Below are 16,976 nucleotides of genomic sequence, written 5' to 3'. Positions count from 1 at the left end.
CTCCACGCTAGTGCGGGCCGACGCCCGGCCAGGTGGCATGCGTGTCAGGGGCCGAGGCGCCGCAGGGCCTCGCCGACGAGCGCGATGCCTTCGGCGATGTCGGTCGGCGTGCTCGCGGCGTAGCCCAGGACGAGCCCCGGCCGGCCCGGGCGCTGGGAGTGCCATGACAGGGGTTGTGTCTTCACGCCCTGCGCGAGCGCGGCGCGGGCGAGGCCGGCGTCGGCGAAATCGCCGTCGAAGGTGACCGTCAGGTGCAGGCCGGCCGCGGCGCCATGGGTCACCGCGCCCGGCAGGTGGGCCCGGATGGCGCGGATCATCGCGTCCCGGCGGCGGCGGTGGCGGCGGCGCACCTGGCGCAGATGGCGTTCCAGCTCCCCCGACTCCATCAGGTGGGCCAGCACCAGCTGGGGCAGCGCCGCGTTGCCGAGGTCGGTGAACCGCTTGGCGGCCACCAGCGCGTCCCGGTACGCCGGTGGCGCGAGCATCCAGCCGACCCTGAGGGCGGGGGCGAGGAGCTTGGACACGCTCCCGGCGTAACAGACGTGTTCGGGCAGCATCGAGCGCAGGGCGGGGACGGGTGGCCGGTCGTAACGGTGCTCGGCGTCGTAGTCGTCCTCGATGATCAGCCCGCCCGCCCGGGCCCACCGCATCAGCTCCCGTCGCCGCTCACCGCCGAGCACCACCCCGGTCGGGAACTGGTGGGCCGGGGTGAGCAGGACGGCGGGGGCGCCCGTGGCGCGCAGCTCGTCGACGCGCACGCCGTCGGTGTCGACCGGGACCGGCGGGGTGTCCAGCCCGCAGTGGCGCAGGTGCTGGCGGGCGCCCAGCGAGCCGGGGTCCTCCACGGCCACCCGGTGGATCCCGTCGGCCCGTAGCACCCGGCCGGTGAGGGTGAGGGCCTGGGCGGTACCGGCGACGACGAGGATGTCTGCCGGGTCCGCCCTGATCCCGCGGTTGCGGGCCAGCCAGTCGGCGACGGCCCGCCGCAGCGCGGGAGTGCCGCGGGGGTCCCCGTATCCGAGGCCGGACACCGAGAGGGCGCCGAGTACGGAGCGTTCGGCGCGCAGCCAGGCGGCGCGCGGGAACGAGGCCAGGTCGGGCAGGCCGGGCGACAGGTCGATCCTGGCGGGTGCCGCGCGCAGCGTGTCGAAGACGTCCGCGCCGGGCGGGCCGGCGAACGGCGCGCCGGCCGGTGGGTGTCCCCCGGGCGGGGGCGGCTGCCACGCGGGCGGTGCCGGCGGCGTGGGCGCGGACACCGGAGCGGCGACCACGACGGTCCCGCCCCGCCCGCGCCCGGCGACATGCCCGTCCTCGGTCAGCCGCCGGTAGGCCTCGGTCACCACACCACGGGACACCCGCAGCTCCCCGGCCAGCACTCGGGTGGCCGGCAGCCTGCTGCCGACCGGCAGCCGGCCGTCCGCGATCGCGGCCCGAAGCTTCCGGGCGAGCCAGTCGGCGAGGCCGCCCGGCGGGGCCTGGGCGATGTCCAGCTGGAGGAAGTCGGAGCCGGAGGCGGCAGGGCCGGGGGTGGCAGGGCCGGGGGTGGCGGGGGCGGGGGTTATGGACCGGTCGGAGAGGCTCTGATTGGACCTGTTCACCGGGCCATTATCGCGACACGGTGATCACATGCACACGAACACGAACCTGAACACGAACACAGGAACGGGCACGGGCACAGGCACGGGCATGGACACGGGGAGCGACACGGGCAGCGACACGGCCGTGGACCCGGCCACGGCGCCCGGTTACGTCCATGGCTACTCGCGGCACGAGGCCCGCCGTCTGGGCGACCAGGCGGACACGCTGGCGGCGCTGCTGCACACCGGCACCGCGTACCCGGCGGGCAGCAGGGTGCTGGAGATGGGATGCGGGGTCGGCGCGCAGACCGTGCATCTGCTCGCGTCCAGCCCCGGGGCGCACATCGTCGCGGCGGACATCTCCGCCGACTCCCTGGACCGGGCCCGGGCCCGCGTGACGGCCCAGGCGCCCGGGGCCCGGGTGGAGTGGCGCCGGGCCGACGTGTTCGACCTGCCGTTCGCGGAGGGGTCGTTCGACCACGTCTTCGTCTGCTTCCTCCTGGAGCATCTGGGCGACCCGGGCCTGGCGCTGGCCGGGCTGCGGCGGGTGCTGCGGCCCGGGGGCACGATCACCGTGATCGAGGGGGACCACGGGTCGGCGTTCTTCCACCCCGCCAGCGCGTACGCCGACGCGGCGATCGCCGGCCAGGTGCGGCTGCAGTCGGCGGCGGGCGGCAACGCGCTGATCGGCCGTCAGCTGCAGCCGCTGCTGGCCGGGGCGGGGTACGGCGACATCGTCGTCGGCCCGCGGACCGTCTACGCCGACCGCACCCGCCCGGCGCTCGTGGAGGGCTTCACCCGGGACACCTTCATCGCCATGATCGAGTCCGTCCGCGCCGACGCGCTGGCCGCCGGGCCGGTCACCCCGGCCGACTGGGACCGGGGCATGGCCGATCTGCGCCGGACGGCGGAGGACGGCGGGACGTTTCACTACACGTTCTTCAAAGCGGTGGCGGTGAAGGGCTGATCCTCGACGTCGGCGCGGTGGCGGTGAAGGGCTGATCCTCGACGTCGGCGCGGTGGCGTGCGTAGAGCCGGAGCAGCTCGTGGTAGCGGTAGCGGCCGGGGGCGGGCGACTCCAGGAGGCCGCTGTCGACGAGGGATTCGAGGAGGGCTCCGACGGACGGGTCGCGCCGGTCGCGGCCGAGCAGCGCGGCGGCCGTGGTCGCGGACAGCTCGGGGCCGTGCGCGAGGGCCAGCAGCCGGAAGGCGCGCGCCTGCTCCGGTGCCAGCCGCCCGTAGGCGGGCGCGAAGCAGGACGCGACGGCGAGGTCGCCGATCCGCAACTCGTCCAGCCTGCCGCGCTCGTCGGCCAGCAGGGCGGCCAGGGCGGCGACGGTCCAGGCGGGGCGGGCGGCCAGGCGGGCGGCGGCGATACGGACGGCCAGCGGGAGGAACCCGCAGGCGGCCACGACCCCCCGGCAGGCCTCCGGTTCCGCCGCGGCGCGCTCCTCGCCGATGACGCGGGCGAACAGGGCGAGGGCCTCCCCCGGGCTCATCACGTCGAGGTCCACCGCGTGGGCCCCGCAGAGGTCGGCGAGCCGGGCGCGGCTGGTGACCAGGACGGCGCAGCCGGGGGCGCCGGGCAGCAGGGGCCGGACCTGGGCTCCGGCGCGGGCGTTGTCGAGCACGATCAGCACCCGGCGGCCGGCCAGGGTGGAGCGGTAGAGCGCGGCCCGCTCCGGTGTGCCGTCGGGGACGGCGGGGGCCGGGATGCCCAGGGCGCGCAGGAACGCGCCGAGGACGGCCGCCGGATCGGCGGGGGCGGGGTCCTGGCCGAGCAGGTCGGCGTACAGCTGTCCGTCGGGGAAGTGGCCGCGGACCGCGTGGGCGGCCCGTAACGCCAGCGCGGTCTTGCCCACGCCGCCGGGCCCGCGCAGGGCGAGGACGGGCGGCACCGGGTCGGGGGCGCCGGCCAGTCGCCCGGTCAGACGCCGCACGAGGGTGTCGCGGCCGGTGAAGTCGGCCGGCTCGGAGGGGAGTTGGGCCGGGCGCGGCGCGTGGTAGGGCCCTGCGGCCTCGGCGGGCGGCCGCCGCGGTGGCGGGGCGGGGGCGAGGGCCGGGGAGGCGCACAGGACGTTCCGGTAGAGCTCGGTCAGTTCGGGTCCGGGGTCCACGCCCAGCTCTTCGGCGAGCAGGTGGCGGATGTCGGTGTACACCCGCAGCGCCTCGGCCTGTCGGCCGCCGCGGTACAGCGCGAGCATCTGCAGGGCGCGCAGCCGCTCCCACAGCGGGTGTTCGACGGACAGCGCGGTGAGCTCGGCGAGGGCCTCGGTGTGGTGTCCTAGGTCCAGGTCGAGTTCCAGCCGGGCCTGTAGGAGCGTGAGCCGCCACTCGGCGAGGCGGGCGCGCTGTGCCTGCGCGTAGGGTCCGGGGACACCGCCGAGGGGTTCGCCGCGCCACAGGGCCAGCGCCTGGTGGAGCAGGCTCCGGGCGCGCGGCGGATCGCCCGCGGCCCTGGCGCTCCTGGCCTGCGCCTCGTAGCTCTCGCACACCATCAGGTCCAGCGCGTCGGCCGGCGTGTGGAGCGCGTAGCCGCCGGAGTCGGAGACGAGCACGCCCGGCCCCAGTGTCCTGCGCAGCCGGAAGGCGTAGGTGCGCAGGGTCGGCAGCGCGCTCCGCGGCGGTTTGCCGCCCCACACCGCGTCCACCAGCTCCTGGGCGGTGGCCGTGCGGCCGCGGCGCAGCAGGAGGGCACACAGCAGGGCGCGCTCCTGCGGCCGCCCCGCGGCCAGTTCCTCCTCGCCGCGCCGTACCCGCACCGGCCCCAGGACCGTGAACCGCAAGGCGGCCCGCGGCGCTTCGGCCGTGGCCGCCCGGACGGCCACGGTGTCCCTCCGGCGGTGTGCGGGCACGTCGAAGCCGAGGTGGTGGAGTGGCGTGTCGAACATCTCCTCCAGGACCCGCTGGGCGGCGGGCTGGGGGCAGGGCGGTCCGGGCTGCCGCCACCGGTGGAACTGCCGGGCGGTCAGCTCCTGGGGCTCTCCGAGCCGCGCGGCCACCGCCGCGTAGACGGCGAGGAAGACCGCCGGCCGCGTCCACCGCCGCTCCTCGCACGCACGCGAAAACGCCGTCCCCCGCATTCCCCCGCCTCCGAGCCCTGTCCCCCGACGCTCGTGGATCACTGTAGTCGGCGGGGTCGGCGCGCCGCGGTGTTTCCGCGGCGGGAGAGCCGGGAGGCGGGGCGGGGAACCCGGGAGGCCGACGGGGAAAGTCCGGGAGAAAGTCCGTTCTTCCGGTCCTCGGTGCGGCCGTGCCGCGTGCCGGACCAGGATATGGACACCGACCCGCGCGCGGCGGGCCCGTGCGCGCGGCGAGTCGTACGACGTCAGTGCCGATCCGCCAGCCGCCGCTCCGTTTCGCGCCGTCCCGCCGCCCCGGTCCGCGCGGACTCCCAACGCCTCCTGACCGGATGCCTATCGCGGCGATGTTGACTTCATCCACCCAGCCGGGACGGCACCCCGGCAGCCGACCGACGGGCCGCCACGCGGCCGACCGCGGTGGTGAGCGCCTGAACTACGTGAGGAGTGCCGATCGTGCGCACGACCCATGCCGGCTTTTCCGTTCTTCTGGGGCCGGACTACGCCGGAAAGTCTTCGGTGATGTCGGAGTTCGCCAGGGCGTCCCCGTCCTGGCGGCTGATTTCCACGGACGAGGGTTTCCTCGAGCCCGCTCACGCGCTGATCGGCAGGTTGCGCAGGGACCTGGCCGTGGATGTGCTCCCGTCCCTGGGGCGGGACTACTCCCCGGAATTCACCGCCAGTCTGCTGCAGACGGCGGTGGTGCATCTGCGCGACCGGATCGAGGAGGGCGACAAGGCCGTACCCACGCTGGTTGATTCCTATTACTACAAGATCCTGGCCAAGTGCAGGCTCGCCGGGCTGCGCGACAACCCGATGTTCACATGGTGGCGCTCCTTCCCGCAGCCGCGGCGCGTGGTGTTCCTGGATGTCTCGCCCGCCGCGGCCTGGCGGCGGTCGGGCAACGGCGCGGCCACCAACCGGCTCGAGTACTACGGCGAGCGCCCCGACCGGGCGGGTTTCGCCGCGTTCCAGACCCGGTTACGGCGCCTGATGCTGGACGAGGTCAGCCATCTGCCGGTCACCGTGATCCGGGCGCGGGGCGATGTCGTCGAGACCGCGCGGGCCATACGAGAGGTGTTGTCGGATGAAGACCGCTGAGACCACGACCGACGGGCCCCCGGCCGGCGAGGAACGTCTCGACCGCTACCGGGCGCGGGTGTTCCTGGAGCGGGACCGGCTGCGGGAGGCGTTCGCGGACCCGGCCGCCCGGCAGCGGGGAGTCCTCGCCGACCTGCTGGCCTTCAACGCGGGGACCGCCTACGGGAAGGCCCATGACTTCGGCCGCCTGCGCACCCTGGACGACCTCCGCGCGGCGGTTCCGGTCCAGGACTACGCGGCGCTGTCGCCGTGGATCGAGCGGATGGCCGAGGGCGAGCCGAACGTGCTGACCGCCGACCAGCCCGCGGTGTTCTTCACCAGCAGCGGCAGCACGGGAGCGCACAAGAAGATCCCGGTCACCCCGCGCTTCATGCGCACCACCTTCTTCCCCTTCTACTACGCCGCGTGGGCCCCGATGGCCGAGCACTTCCCGGACGTCCTCACCCGTCCGGACGCCGTGCTCAACCTCAAGCACGACCCGGTGGCCGCCCACCCGACCACGGCCTCCGGGCGCCCCCATGTGGGCGCCAGCCAGGTCGACTTCGGGAAGATGTTCGGCGAGCACCTGTCGGCCGAGCCGGGCACCGCCGCGCCCTGGGCCACCCTGCCGGTGCCGGTGGCGGCCGACGACTACCTGGAGAAGATGTACCTGCGGCTGCGCATGGCCGTGGAGAGCGATGTCCGCTGCGTCATCGGGATCAACCCGGCGATGGTGGCCGCGCTGCCGTACCAGCTGCGGCAGTGGTGGCCGCGCATCGTCAAGGACGTCCGCGACGGCACGCTCGGGGGCCATCCGTACCGCGCGCCCAACCGGGAGCGCGCCGCCGAACTGGAGCGGCTCGCCGCGTACTTCGGGACCGTACGCCCCGCCCACGTCTGGCCGAACATGAGGCTGCTGTTCTGCTGGACCACCGGCCTCGCCTCGCTCTACCTCCCCCGGCTCCGCGAGGAGTTCGGCCCGGCGGTGACGGCCCTGCCGGCACCCGTGGCGGCCTCCGAGGGCCCGGTGGGCGTGGCCCTGGACCGCCATCCGACGGCGGGCAGCCTGGTCGTCACGGCCTCGGTGTACGAGTTCGTGGACGCCGACCGGGAGCTGGGCCCCGACGTGGCGACGCTCGGGCCCGACGAACTGGAAGCGGGCCGGGAGTACCACGTGATCCACAGCCATGTCGGCGGGCTCTACCGGTACGCGGGCGGGGACGTGGTCCGCGTGGTCGACACGGTGGACGGGGTGCCGCGGCTGTCGTACGCCGGCCGCCGGAACGTGTCCGACGCGGCCGGGGAGCGGCTGCGCGACGCCCAGGTCGTCCGGGCGCTGCGGTCGGCGCTGGGCGCCGTCGGCCTCGCCGCGCGCAACGCGGCCTGCCATGTGGAGACCCCGGAGGGCGGGGCGCCCCGGTATGTGTTCGCGCTCGCCGGCGAGTCGGTGTGGAGCGCGGACGAGACACGGCGGATCACCGCCGCGCTGGACACCGGGCTCGCCCGGGAGTCGGCGGGCTACCGGGCGGCCCGGGACGCGGGACGGCTGGGCCCGGTGGCGCTGCTCCTGCTCGACCCCGACGCGTACTTACGGGAGTGGCAGGACACCGTCGCCCGCGGAGTGCGCCCGCCCCAGGTCAAGGACCGGCTTTTCCGACAGGACCCCGAGAACTGGCGGCAGCTGACCGCCGCCGCCCGGCAAGGAGACCGATCATGACGCAACTGGACGCCATCGAGCGGACCTGTCTGCTGACCGCCGCGCTCAGGGCCGGGGAGAGCCGCAGGGAGGACCGGCTCTACGACGATCCGTACGCCGGGCTGCTCGTCGGCGAGGCGGGCCCCGGGCTGCTGGCCGAGATCACATCGGCGACCTTCCCGGAGGGCGGCGCCCCGCGCACGGTGCCCAGCACCTTCGACTTCAACCCCATCCGCACCCGGTTCTTCGACGACTGGCTGCAACGCGCCGCCGCCGACGGGTCGGTGACGCAGATCGTGCTGGCCCCGGCGGGGATGGACGCGCGGGCCTACCGGCTCGCCTGGCCGGACCACGTCCGCTTCTTCGAGATCGACCGGCCGGCGGTCCTGGAGGTCAAGGACAAGCTGCTGGCCGCCGAGCGGCCGGCCACCGACCGCCGCCCGGTCCCCGCCGACCTGCTCGCCCCGGGCCTGGAGGACGCCCTGCGGGAGGCGGGCTACGACCCCGGGCTGCCGTCGGTGTGGCTGTTCGAAGGGCTGCTGTACTACTTCTCCGAGGCCGAGGTGCACGGGCTGCTGGAGCGGGTGGCCGCGCTGACGGCGCCCGGCAGCCGCATCGCCGCGGACCTGGTCAACGAGGTGGCGCTGACCGCCCCCGGGGTGCGGGGGCTGCTGGAGGTGTTCGCCCGCTGGGGCTGTCCGTGGGTGTTCGGCACGGACGAGCCCGAGGCGCTGTTCGAGCGGCACGGTTTCACCGTGGAGGCGGTGCAGCCCGGGGAGCCGTCGGCCCACTACGGCAGGTGGCGGGACCCGGTGCCGCCGAGGTCGGCCGAGGGCGCCGAGAGGGTGTTCCTGGTCCACGGGGGCCGGTCGGCATGACCGGCACGGCGGAACCGATACCGCTGCTCGGCGGCGGCCCCGCGCCCTCGCACGCCCCGACCGCGCTCCCCGGTGTCCCCGGCTCACCGGCCGCGCCCCGGCAGGGCCGGCCCCGGGTTCTGCTCGCCCCGGTCACCGTCACCCCCTGCAAGCCGCTGACCCCCAGCCACCTCAAGGGCCTGCTGTGGGTCGATGTGATGTACCGCGCCACCGCGCGGCTCGCCGAGGTGACCTACCGCTACAGCCCGACCACCTACCACCCCACCGACCAGACCCTCGGCTTCTGGGAGTATCTGGACCACACGCTCGGTGACACCGACTACTCCGGGCTGACCGAGGAGGAGATCGGCGAGCTGTACGTCGGCTACCGCGCCGCCGGCCGCCCGACCCCGGTGTCCGCGCTGGGGCCCTACCTGGACGCGATCGAGCACCACGGCTGGGTGCACCCGGCCGGCGCCCGGGTCCTGGAGCTGTGGTCGGCGCAGTACGCGCGGCTGGGGCTGCACGACCCCGGCCTGGTCGGGCACCAGCCGCCCGGCATGGCCCTCGACGAGGTGCTGGACCGCCTCGGGCCGCTGGGGCTGTGTCTGGACATGCGCGAGTACGGGGGGCCGGTCTACCTCGACGCCACCCGGTACGGGCTGCCCCTGCGGCAGATCGCCACGGCGCGCGGCCGGCCCAACTACCTGGCCTGTGCGCTGCGCGAGCTGATCCCCCTCGTCCCCGGCTACGACGAGGTGGTGCTGCTCCACGACCCGGAGCTGGGCCCCGACTACCAGCTGCTGCAGCGCGTGCTGTCGGCGCTCGGCCCGGTGGTGCGGCGGGTGCCGGTGGGGCGGGTGCCGATCGACGGTCGGATCCGCTCCGCGCGCCACGGCGACTGGCGCGGCCACTCGGCGGGCGCGCTGCTGGAGGCCCTGGGCGCCGACCACGACGACGCGGCGCTGCGGCTCGGGACGCGGCTGTACTTCATCGCCACGCTCGGGCCGGGCGACCAGCAGTCGTTCCGCCCGGACCTGCTGCGCCAGTGCGTGATCCGCGCCGAGCGGATGCTGAGCGGACACGGCGGCCCGGCGGATCCGCCCGGTGGGGACCTGACCGGTTTCCTGGCGCGGCAGCGCGCCCCCCACGCCCATGCCGTCGACCCGTACCGACTGACCTCCGGGCTGCTGGCCAGGCGCCGCCCGGCCCCGCTCCACGAGTTGCTGCCGGCGGTGTTCCTGTGAAGCTCTCCCAAGACCTGCTGCGGGCCGAGGCGGCGCGGCGCGTCCAGGTCGCCCGGCCCGATCTGGCCGCCGGTCTCGACCTGTCCACCGCCGCCGCCCTGGCGGAGGCGCACGCCCGGATCCAGGAGTCCGCCGACGCGGAGGGGCTGCTCGCCGTGTCCGTGGTGCGCCGCTTCGAACTCGCCGCGTGGACCCGCGCCACCTGCGAGTTCGCCATCGGAATGGCGCCGGAGCGGCTGGCGGCGTGGCGGCGCTCCTTCTCCCGGACGATCTTCCTGGCCGGGAACCCGGACAACCTCGGCGACCGGTTCCGGTTCGACCACATCGCCGAGGACGGCTCCGCCGCGTGGGCGGGGCCGGCCCCGGCGGCCGCCTCGGCGGGGCTGCGCAGACTGCTCAGGCTGTTCGACGGCTCCCGAGGTCTGCCACCCCGCCCCGACACCCCCGTCCGGATCCCGGAGGCCATCGGCCCGCGCCACCGGCCACCCGTGCGGCGCAAGCTGTATGTGGCCACGGCCGGAATCACCGTCGCGGACACCCTGGTCCACCTCAACCACCTGCTCGTCGAGGCGGTCCTGGACGGACTGCTCGCCCCCGGGGACACCCTGACGGTCCGTCAGGTGCCGCGCCTGATCGGGCTGCCCGGGCCGTACGCGGCGCTGCGGGTCGGCGCGGAGCCGGAACACCCGGGCCGGCTGCGGGCGTACGCCTGTCTGACCGGGGAGAGCGTGGGAGCGGGGGCTTAGGGGGTGGAGCGCCACCGGCCGAGGCGCGCGCCTCGGCCGGTCACCGCCTCAGGACTCCGGCGTCCCCTGCTCATGGCTGCCGTAGGGGCGGGTGATGATCTCCATCCCGTGGCCGGCCGGATCCATGAAGTACAGGCCGCGCCCGCCGTGGTGATGGTTGATCTCGCCCGGCTGCTTCCCGTGCGGATCGGCGTAGTACGTGATTCCCGCCTGCTTGATGCGCCCGAAGGCCGCGTCGAACTCCTCGTCGGAGACGAGGAAGGCGTAGTGCTGCATGACGATGGACTCGGCCGGGATCGTGGCGAAGTCCAGGGTGACTCCATTGCTGGTGGCCACGGGGATGAACGGGCCCCATTCGGCGCCGACCTCGAGATCCAGGATGTTCGCCAGGAACTCGGCGGATTCCCGGTTGTCCCGGGAGTGCACGATGGTGTGGTTCAACTCGACTGACATGGCGGAATGCCTCCATAAGGCATGTCCCGGGCACCTCCATGCCTCACCCAGCCGGTGACCGACACGCGATGCCGTGCTCATGAACTTAGTCGACGGCCACCCGCCACGTCGAGCGGGGGCCAGGCGGACACCGCACGGGCCCGGCCCCTCACAGACCGAGGTCGCTGAGCCCCGGGTGGTCGTCCGGGCGGCGGCCCAGCGGCCAGCGGAACCTGCGCTCGGACTCCTTGATCGGGAGGTCGTTGATGCAGGCGTAGCGGCGCTTCATCAGCCCGTTCTCGTCGAACTCCCAGTTCTCGTTGCCGTACGACCGGTACCAGTTGCCCGAGTCGTCGTGGCACTCGTAGGCGAAGCGCACGGCGATCCGGTCGCCGTCGAACGACCACAGCTCCTTGATCAGCCGATAGTCCAGTTCTCTGCGCCACTTTCGGGTCAGAAAGGCGACGATCTCCTCGCGGCCGTTGACGAACTCCGCGCGATTCCTCCAGCGGGAGTCCACCGTGTAGGCGAGGGCGACCTTTTCGGGGTCGCGGGAGTTCCAGCCGTCCTCGGCCGCGCGGACCTTCCGGGTGGCGGTCTCCCGGGTGAAAGGCGGGAACGGGGGACGCGGCTCCTGGGCCGTCGGGTCCTGGGACATATCAGCTCCTCACAGGCGAGAACCATCGTTCTCCCCGTCGGGAACTCTACGAGAACGATGGTTCTCGCGCAACCGCCGGGCCCGGGCCCAGGGCGAGCGAGAACCGGTCCACGGCCTGGCCGAGGGCCTCGGCGGAGCCGGGGGCGATGGTCAGCGCGCCGTCCGGGCCGACCTCGAGGTCCTTGTCGAGGGTGAACCAGCCCTGGAGGATGTGTCCGGCGCCCATGGAGCCCAGCACCGGCCGCAGCGCGTAGTCGATGGCCAGGACGTGGGCGAGGGTGCCGCCGGTGGCCAGCGGCAGTACGGTCTTGCCTTCGAGGGCGTACTGCGGGAGCAGGTCGAGCAGGGACTTCAGCAGGCCGGAGTAGGCCGCCTTGTAGATGGGTGTGCCGATGACGACGCCGTCGGCCCGCGCGAACAGGGCGGCGGCCTCGGCGATGGCCGGGTGCGCGAAGTCGGCGCCGAGCAGCGCGGCGGCCGGGAGCGTGCGGACGTCCAGCGGTATCACCTCGTGTCCGTGCCGCTCCAGCCGGGCGTCCAGGTGGCGCAGCAGCCGGGCGGTGCGGGAGGTGGCGGAGGGACTTCCGGAGACGGACAGGACAGTGGCCATGGCGGACCCTTCGGGAAGGCGGTGCGATGCGGCGGTCCGGCCGATCGGCCGGGCAGGGCGTGCTCGCGAGCGGAGTGACGGGGCGTCGGGGCGAACGACGGGAGCCGCGACGGCGAGGTCGCGGCGGGGAGAACGCCGTGTCGGGCCGCGCGGCCGGAGTTCGTCAGGGGCGGCGCGGCGGGGACGCGGGGAGGGTGCGGGCGGGCCCGCTCAGACCCGGCGGCGACAGAACGCGCTGGAGACACGCAGGAGATCGACGTGGCGCCGCCGCGTGAGGTCCTGTCGCTTCATGTGCTCGATCAAATCAGTGGCGTCTACATCGGGTCAAGGAGGCCCGAGCGGCATTCCGCATCGCGGACGCGGTCGGGTGGCGCGGCATCAGCGCGCCACCCCCTCGTCGATCAGCTCACGGCCCGTCCGCCGACGGAGACGGGGGGCATTGTGTCAAGGACGGACCGGCCCGTGGCGCGGCAGCAGGGCGACCGCCGCCGCCGGGAGCGCGGTGAGCACCAGCCAGGGCACCGCGGCCGGCAGGCCCGCCTCGAGCAGCGAGCCGGTCAGCGCGCTGCCGGCCAGCACGACCAGGCCGGAGACGGAGGACAGCGCGCCGGTGTAGAGCCCGAGCCTGCCCTCGCCGGCGAGGTCGGGCACCCAGGCCCGGGCGGCCGGGGCGAGCAGCATCTGGCCGAGGGTGAGCAGCACGACCAGGCCCGCCGAGGGCAGCAGTGCGGCGCCGCCCGTCCAGGCGGCGGGGCGGGTGGCGGCCACGGCGGCGAAGCCGGCGGAGATGAGCAGCAGCCCGGCCGCCATGGAGCGGCGCAGGTCCAGCCGGGCGGTCGCCCAGCGGGTGACGGGCAGTTGGGCGGTCACCACGAGCGCCGAGGAGAGGGCGAACAGCCAGGCCAGCGGGGCCTGTGAGCCCGCCGCGCGCTCGACTTCCAGCGGCAGCGCGAGGTAGAGCTGGTTGTACGCGAGCAGGTAGACGCCGTACGCGAGGCACAGCGCGAGGAAGCGCCGGTCGCGCAGCAGGGCGCGGGCCCCGCCGGGGGCCGGGGCTGCCGCCCGGCCGGGGATGTGCTGGGGCAGCAGCCGCAGATGGCCGGCCAGGACGAGGACGAAGACCGCCGCCCCGGCCAGGCATACGGTGCGGAAGTCCACGGCCAGCAGGAGGGCGCCCAGCAGCGGTCCGACGAACGCGCCGGCCTGCCCGGCGACGGTGAACAGCGCCAGGACGCGGGTGCGGGGCCCGCCACCGCCCTCCTCCCAGCACACCGCCTGGCGGGCCACCTCGGACTCCACGGCGGGCGAGAACAGCGCGGCCGCGAAGCCGATCAGCAGCACCGCGCCGATGACCGCCCAGGTGCTCTCCGCCCAGCCGAGCCACGCGAAGCCCGCGATCCGCAGCGCGCAGCCGGCCAGCACCACCGGCCGGACCCCGTACCGGTCGGCCAGGGCGCCGCCGACCACGAACAGCCCCTGCTGGCTGAAGGTGCGCAGGCCGAGCACCAGTCCGACCAGCCAGCCGGCCATGCCGACGGCCGTGCCGAGGTGTTCGGCGAGGAAGGGCAGGACGGCGAAGAAGCCGATGTTGAAGGCGAGCTGGGTCCCGATCAGCAGCCGCAGCAGGGGCGGCAGTGGCGGCAGGGACGGTGTCCCACCGCGCCGCCACCGGGCCCGTGCCCCGGCCGAGGGGGCCGCCCGGGCGGGGGTCCCGGTCATCCGCCCTCCTCGCGTACCCCCGGGGTGGCGGGCGCCCCGTCGCCGCGCCGGGCGCGGCCGGGCCGGGGCCGGCGCACCCCGCCGGCCGCGGTCACCGCCAGCGCCCCGAGGACGGCGAGCATCGCGGCGGGGGCCAGGACCGCCCAGGGGGCGCGCTCGGCGTACGGGTGGTTCTCGGCCAGCAGCAGTCCCCACTCGGGGGACGGCGGCTGGGCGCCGAGGCCGAGGAAGCCGAGGGAGGCGAGGGCGAGCGCCACCGAGGGCAGCCGCAGCAGCGCGTGCCGGGCCACCGGGGGCAGCACGGCGGGCAGCAGGACGCGCCGCAGCACATGGGCCCGTCCGGCGCCGAGCGCGCGGGTGGCGGTGAGGTGGGTGGTGGCGCGTTCCTGCCGCAGCAGGGCCGAGGTGTGGGCGGCCAGCGGGGCCCAGGCGACCGCGGCCACGGCGAGGGCGGGCGTGGCGGGGCCGCCGCCGGTGACGCCGGTGACGAGCAGTCCGGCGAGCACCGCGGGAACGGCGTTGGCGGTGTCGACGAGGGCCGCGGAGACCCGTGGCACCAGGCCGAGCACCACCCCGGCCAGCAGCGCCGCGGCGCTGACCGCGAGCGCGAGGGCCAGGGTGGTGAGGGCGCCGTGGCCGATCCGGGCGAGGAGGTCGCGGCCCAGCGCGTCGGTGCCGAACGGGTGCGCCCAGGAGGGGGCCTCGAGCCGGGCGGCGGTGTCCACGGCCAGGGGGTCGCGGGCCAGGCCGAGCCCGATGACGGCGAGCAGCAGCGCTCCGTAGAGCAGCGGAAGCCCGCCGCGGCCCGGTGCGGTGTCCCGGTGCAGGGAGGCCAGCGCGCCGTCGCGCAGCGCGGGTCCGAGCAGGGCGCGGCCCGCGAGCCGGGCCAGGGCGCCCACGGCGGCGGCGAGCGCCACCAGGGCGAGCGTGCCGGTCTGGAGGACGGGAAGGTCCTGGGCGAGCGCGGCCTGAAGGGTGAGCCGACCGAGCCCGGGGATGTCGAAGATCTGCTCCACGGCGACCGCGCCGCCGGTGAGGCCGACCACGAACAGCCCGAGGTTGGGCAGCAGTCCGGGGAGGCAGCGGCGCAGCGCGTGGCGGGCGACGCGCCGGCCCGGGACGCCCCGGGCGGTGGCGGCCCGCGCCCAGGGTTCGGCGAAGGCGCCGGGCAGCGCGTCGTCGAGCATCCGGCCGAGGAGCGCCCCGGTGGGCAGGCCGATGGCCAGCGCGGGCAGGACGAGCCAGCGCGGCCCGTACCAGCCGAGCGCGGGCAGCCAGCCGAGCTGCACCCCGACCACGGTGGCCAGCAGGGAGGCGGTCAGGAACTCGGGCAGCGCGGCGAGCATCGCCGCCGCGCCGCCGGTGCGCCGCCCGGCGAGTCCGCGCCGCGCCCCCAGGGCGAGGGTGCGGGCGCACACCGCGGCGGCGGTGGCCACGGCCACGGTCAGCGCCGCGGCCATGAGCAGCAGCGAGGCGCCGAGGGCGGTGGCCACACCGGGCAGCACGGCGCCGCCGGAGACCCAGGAGTGGCCGGCGTCGCCGCGCACCAGCCCGCCGAGCCACTGCCCGAGCAGACGCGCGGGGCCGGCGTCGAGACCGAGTTCGTCGCGTACGGCGGCCAGCACGTCGGGGGCGGGGTCGCGTTCGGCCGAGCGGGCCTCCAGCACGGTGCGGGCGGGGTCGGTGCGGGAGAGCCACGGCAGCAGGCCGATGCCGCACAGCAGGGCCGCGGCCACGGCGAGGCGCCACAGCGCGCCGGGGGCGCCGCGGCGTACGGCGCTCAGCGCCGGGTCCCGGGGCCGATGAGGGCGCGCTCGTACGGGTCGAGGAGGACGCCCCGGACGGAGGTGCCCACGCCGTGGACGATCCGCTGGTGGACGAGCGGTACGGTCGCGTCCGTGCGCAGGATCCGGGCCTCCGCGGCCATCGCCGCGTCCTGCCGCTCGGCCGGGTCGGCGGTGGCCTCGGCGGCGGCGACCGCCCGGTCGACCCGCTTGTCGCACAGCAGGGCCAGGTTGTAGCCGCCGTCGCAGGTGAAGTCGCTCGCGAGGATCGAGACCGGGTCGCCGGTGTCGAGCATGGTGTTGCGCGCGCCGACGAACGCGTCGAACTTCCCGGCCAGCGCGTCGCCCTCGATCCGGGAGGACTCGCGCACCTCCACCTCGACCGTGAAGCCGGCCTTTTCGAGCTGCTGTTGCAGCACCTGCGCGACCTCGGGCAGCTCCGGCCGGTTGTCGTAGGTGGCGAGGGTGATGGCGGTGCCGTGGACACGCGCGGCCCGGGCCCGCCCCTTCGGCTCCTCGCGCTTGCCCGCCGCCCAGGTCAGGGCGGGGCCGAACACGCCCTGGCCGCGGTCGGCGTGGCCCTCGTACACGTCCTTGGCGAGGACGGAGGTGTCGATCGCCGCGCGGGCGGCGGCCCGCGTCCCCGGGTCCGCGAAGGGGCCGGAGTGGGTGTTCAGCAGCAGGCTGGTGGTGCGCGCGGTGGCCAGTTCGCGGGCGGTGCCCTTGCCGAGGGAGGGGATCTGCGCGACGGGCACGGCTTCGGCGATGTCCACGTCGCCGGTGCGCAGGGCGTTGGCGCGGGCCGTGCCGTCGGCGATGAACCGCGCGTCGACGCCGGAGGCGTGGGCCAGGCCGCCCCAGTAGTCGTCGAAGCGGTCCAGGGTGGCCCGGTCGCCGCCGCCGGCTTTGGTCAGCCGGAAGGGCCCGGTGGCGGTGCCGACCGGGTCGGCGGTGCCCTTCTTCCGGTACGCCTTGGCGGACAGCACGGCCAGGCCGGGGCTGGACAGCCGCAGCGGCAGCACGGGGTCGGGTTCGGCGGTGGTGACGCGGACCCGCCGCTCTCCGGCGGGCTCGGCGGTCAGCCGCACCCCGGAGAGCGCGGCGGGGCCGGGCTCGGCCCGGGCGGCGTGGGTGAGGGCGGTGGCCACCGCGGCCGGGGTGACGTCGGTGCCGTCCTGGAAGCGGGCCTCGCGCAGGGTGAACAGCCAGCTGCGGCCGTTCTCCTGACGCCATGACTCGGCGAGCGCGGGGGACGCGGCACCGTTGGCGTCCAGCCGGGTCAGCCCCTCGGTGACGCCGAGCCGGCTGAGCAGGGTGGCGTCACCGCCGTACGGCGAGAAGTTCTCGGAGGGCGGGAAGGCGAGCGCGACGCGCAGCCGTCCGCCGGACGCCGAGCCGGACGGGGAGGGGTCACCGGAGGCGAAGCAGCCGGACAGCAGGGGGACGAGCAGCAGGCCGGAGGCCAGCCGACGGCGGCGGGCGAAGCGCAT

At 75.6% G+C, this 16,976-nt stretch carries 15 protein-coding genes; 6 read left to right on the top strand and 9 right to left on the bottom strand.

The features are described 5' to 3' along the window. Positions 1 to 44: 44 nt before the first annotated feature. Positions 45 to 1,598 carry a MocR-like pyridoxine biosynthesis transcription factor PdxR gene (pdxR, locus tag ABFY07_RS19955; protein ID WP_346175785.1) on the bottom strand — a complete coding sequence of 518 codons (1,554 nt, stop codon included), beginning with the start codon at positions 1,596 to 1,598 and terminating at the stop codon, positions 45 to 47. 28 nt (positions 1,599 to 1,626) lie between these two features. Between pdxR and ABFY07_RS19950 the strand changes: the two genes are divergently transcribed. Continuing rightward, positions 1,627 to 2,544 (top strand): methyltransferase domain-containing protein, encoded by a 918-nt coding sequence (locus ABFY07_RS19950; RefSeq protein ID WP_346175784.1) that lies wholly within the window; start codon positions 1,627 to 1,629, stop codon positions 2,542 to 2,544. On the opposite strand, the gene ABFY07_RS19945 is transcribed toward ABFY07_RS19950, so the two are convergent. Beyond that, a complete protein-coding gene (locus ABFY07_RS19945; protein ID WP_428836963.1) occupies positions 2,519 to 4,660 on the bottom strand; it encodes an AfsR/SARP family transcriptional regulator in 2,142 nt (713 codons plus the stop codon). The genes ABFY07_RS19950 and ABFY07_RS19945 overlap by 26 nt on opposite strands. A 453-nt stretch (positions 4,661 to 5,113) precedes the next feature. Here ABFY07_RS19945 and ABFY07_RS19940 point away from each other — a divergent pair, with 453 nt between their 5' ends. Genes ABFY07_RS19940 through ABFY07_RS19920 form a run of 5 tightly spaced genes read left to right on the top strand, consistent with a single transcriptional unit; the run spans position 5,114 to position 10,283 of the window. Beyond that, entirely contained in the window at positions 5,114 to 5,758 is a 645-nt protein-coding gene (locus ABFY07_RS19940) for a hypothetical protein (RefSeq protein WP_346175783.1), read from the top strand. Beyond that, positions 5,745 to 7,454 (top strand): GH3 family acyl-acid amido synthetase, encoded by a 1,710-nt coding sequence (locus tag ABFY07_RS19935; RefSeq protein WP_346175782.1) that lies wholly within the window; start codon positions 5,745 to 5,747, stop codon positions 7,452 to 7,454. The genes ABFY07_RS19940 and ABFY07_RS19935 overlap by 14 nt, the downstream gene beginning before the upstream one ends. Next, the gene (locus tag ABFY07_RS19930; protein ID WP_346175781.1) at positions 7,451 to 8,311 is read left to right on the top strand and encodes a class I SAM-dependent methyltransferase; all 861 of its coding nucleotides are present in this window, start codon (positions 7,451 to 7,453) and stop codon (positions 8,309 to 8,311) included. Before ABFY07_RS19935 ends, ABFY07_RS19930 begins: the two co-directional genes overlap by 4 nt. Then, positions 8,308 to 9,537, top strand: a complete 1,230-nt coding sequence (locus tag ABFY07_RS19925) for a hypothetical protein (RefSeq protein WP_346175780.1) — start codon at positions 8,308 to 8,310, stop codon at positions 9,535 to 9,537. The genes ABFY07_RS19930 and ABFY07_RS19925 overlap by 4 nt, the downstream gene beginning before the upstream one ends. Then, the gene (locus ABFY07_RS19920; protein ID WP_346175779.1) at positions 9,534 to 10,283 is read left to right on the top strand and encodes a DUF6182 family protein; all 750 of its coding nucleotides are present in this window, start codon (positions 9,534 to 9,536) and stop codon (positions 10,281 to 10,283) included. The genes ABFY07_RS19925 and ABFY07_RS19920 overlap by 4 nt, the downstream gene beginning before the upstream one ends. 48 nt (positions 10,284 to 10,331) lie before the next feature. Here the strand turns inward: ABFY07_RS19920 and ABFY07_RS19915 are convergent, their stop codons facing one another. The 7 genes from ABFY07_RS19915 to ABFY07_RS19890 all read right to left on the bottom strand — a co-directional run bounded on the left by ABFY07_RS19915 (position 10,332) and on the right by ABFY07_RS19890 (position 16,976). Beyond that, positions 10,332 to 10,736, bottom strand: coding sequence for a VOC family protein (locus ABFY07_RS19915; RefSeq protein WP_065967439.1), 405 nt, complete (start codon positions 10,734 to 10,736; stop codon positions 10,332 to 10,334). Positions 10,737 to 10,884: 148 nt separating this feature from the next. Then, entirely contained in the window at positions 10,885 to 11,373 is a 489-nt protein-coding gene (locus ABFY07_RS19910) for a nuclear transport factor 2 family protein (RefSeq protein ID WP_346175778.1), read from the bottom strand. A gap of 46 nt (positions 11,374 to 11,419) precedes the next feature. Further along, complete coding sequence (gene ssuE, locus ABFY07_RS19905) at positions 11,420 to 11,983, bottom strand: NADPH-dependent FMN reductase (protein ID WP_346175777.1); 564 nt, start codon at positions 11,981 to 11,983, stop codon at positions 11,420 to 11,422. A gap of 210 nt (positions 11,984 to 12,193) precedes the next feature. Next, positions 12,194 to 12,274: a putative leader peptide gene (locus tag ABFY07_RS43180; RefSeq protein ID WP_428836965.1), complete on the bottom strand. Its 81-nt coding sequence runs from the start codon at positions 12,272 to 12,274 to the stop codon at positions 12,194 to 12,196. 153 nt (positions 12,275 to 12,427) lie between these two features. After that, positions 12,428 to 13,702 carry an MFS transporter gene (locus tag ABFY07_RS19900; protein ID WP_346175776.1) on the bottom strand — a complete coding sequence of 425 codons (1,275 nt, stop codon included), beginning with the start codon at positions 13,700 to 13,702 and terminating at the stop codon, positions 12,428 to 12,430. Further along, positions 13,699 to 15,438: an ABC transporter permease subunit gene (locus tag ABFY07_RS19895; protein ID WP_346175775.1), complete on the bottom strand. Its 1,740-nt coding sequence runs from the start codon at positions 15,436 to 15,438 to the stop codon at positions 13,699 to 13,701. The genes ABFY07_RS19900 and ABFY07_RS19895 overlap by 4 nt, the downstream gene beginning before the upstream one ends. A gap of 44 nt (positions 15,439 to 15,482) precedes the next feature. Beyond that, the gene (locus ABFY07_RS19890) at positions 15,483 to 16,976 is read right to left on the bottom strand and encodes an ABC transporter substrate-binding protein (protein ID WP_346175774.1); all 1,494 of its coding nucleotides are present in this window, start codon (positions 16,974 to 16,976) and stop codon (positions 15,483 to 15,485) included.

Origin of the sequence: Streptomyces sparsogenes subsp. cuspidosporus, assembly GCF_039532705.1 — a bacterium.
GTDB lineage: Bacteria > Actinomycetota > Actinomycetes > Streptomycetales > Streptomycetaceae > Streptomyces > Streptomyces sparsogenes.
This window is presented reverse-complemented; position numbering and strand designations above follow the sequence as displayed.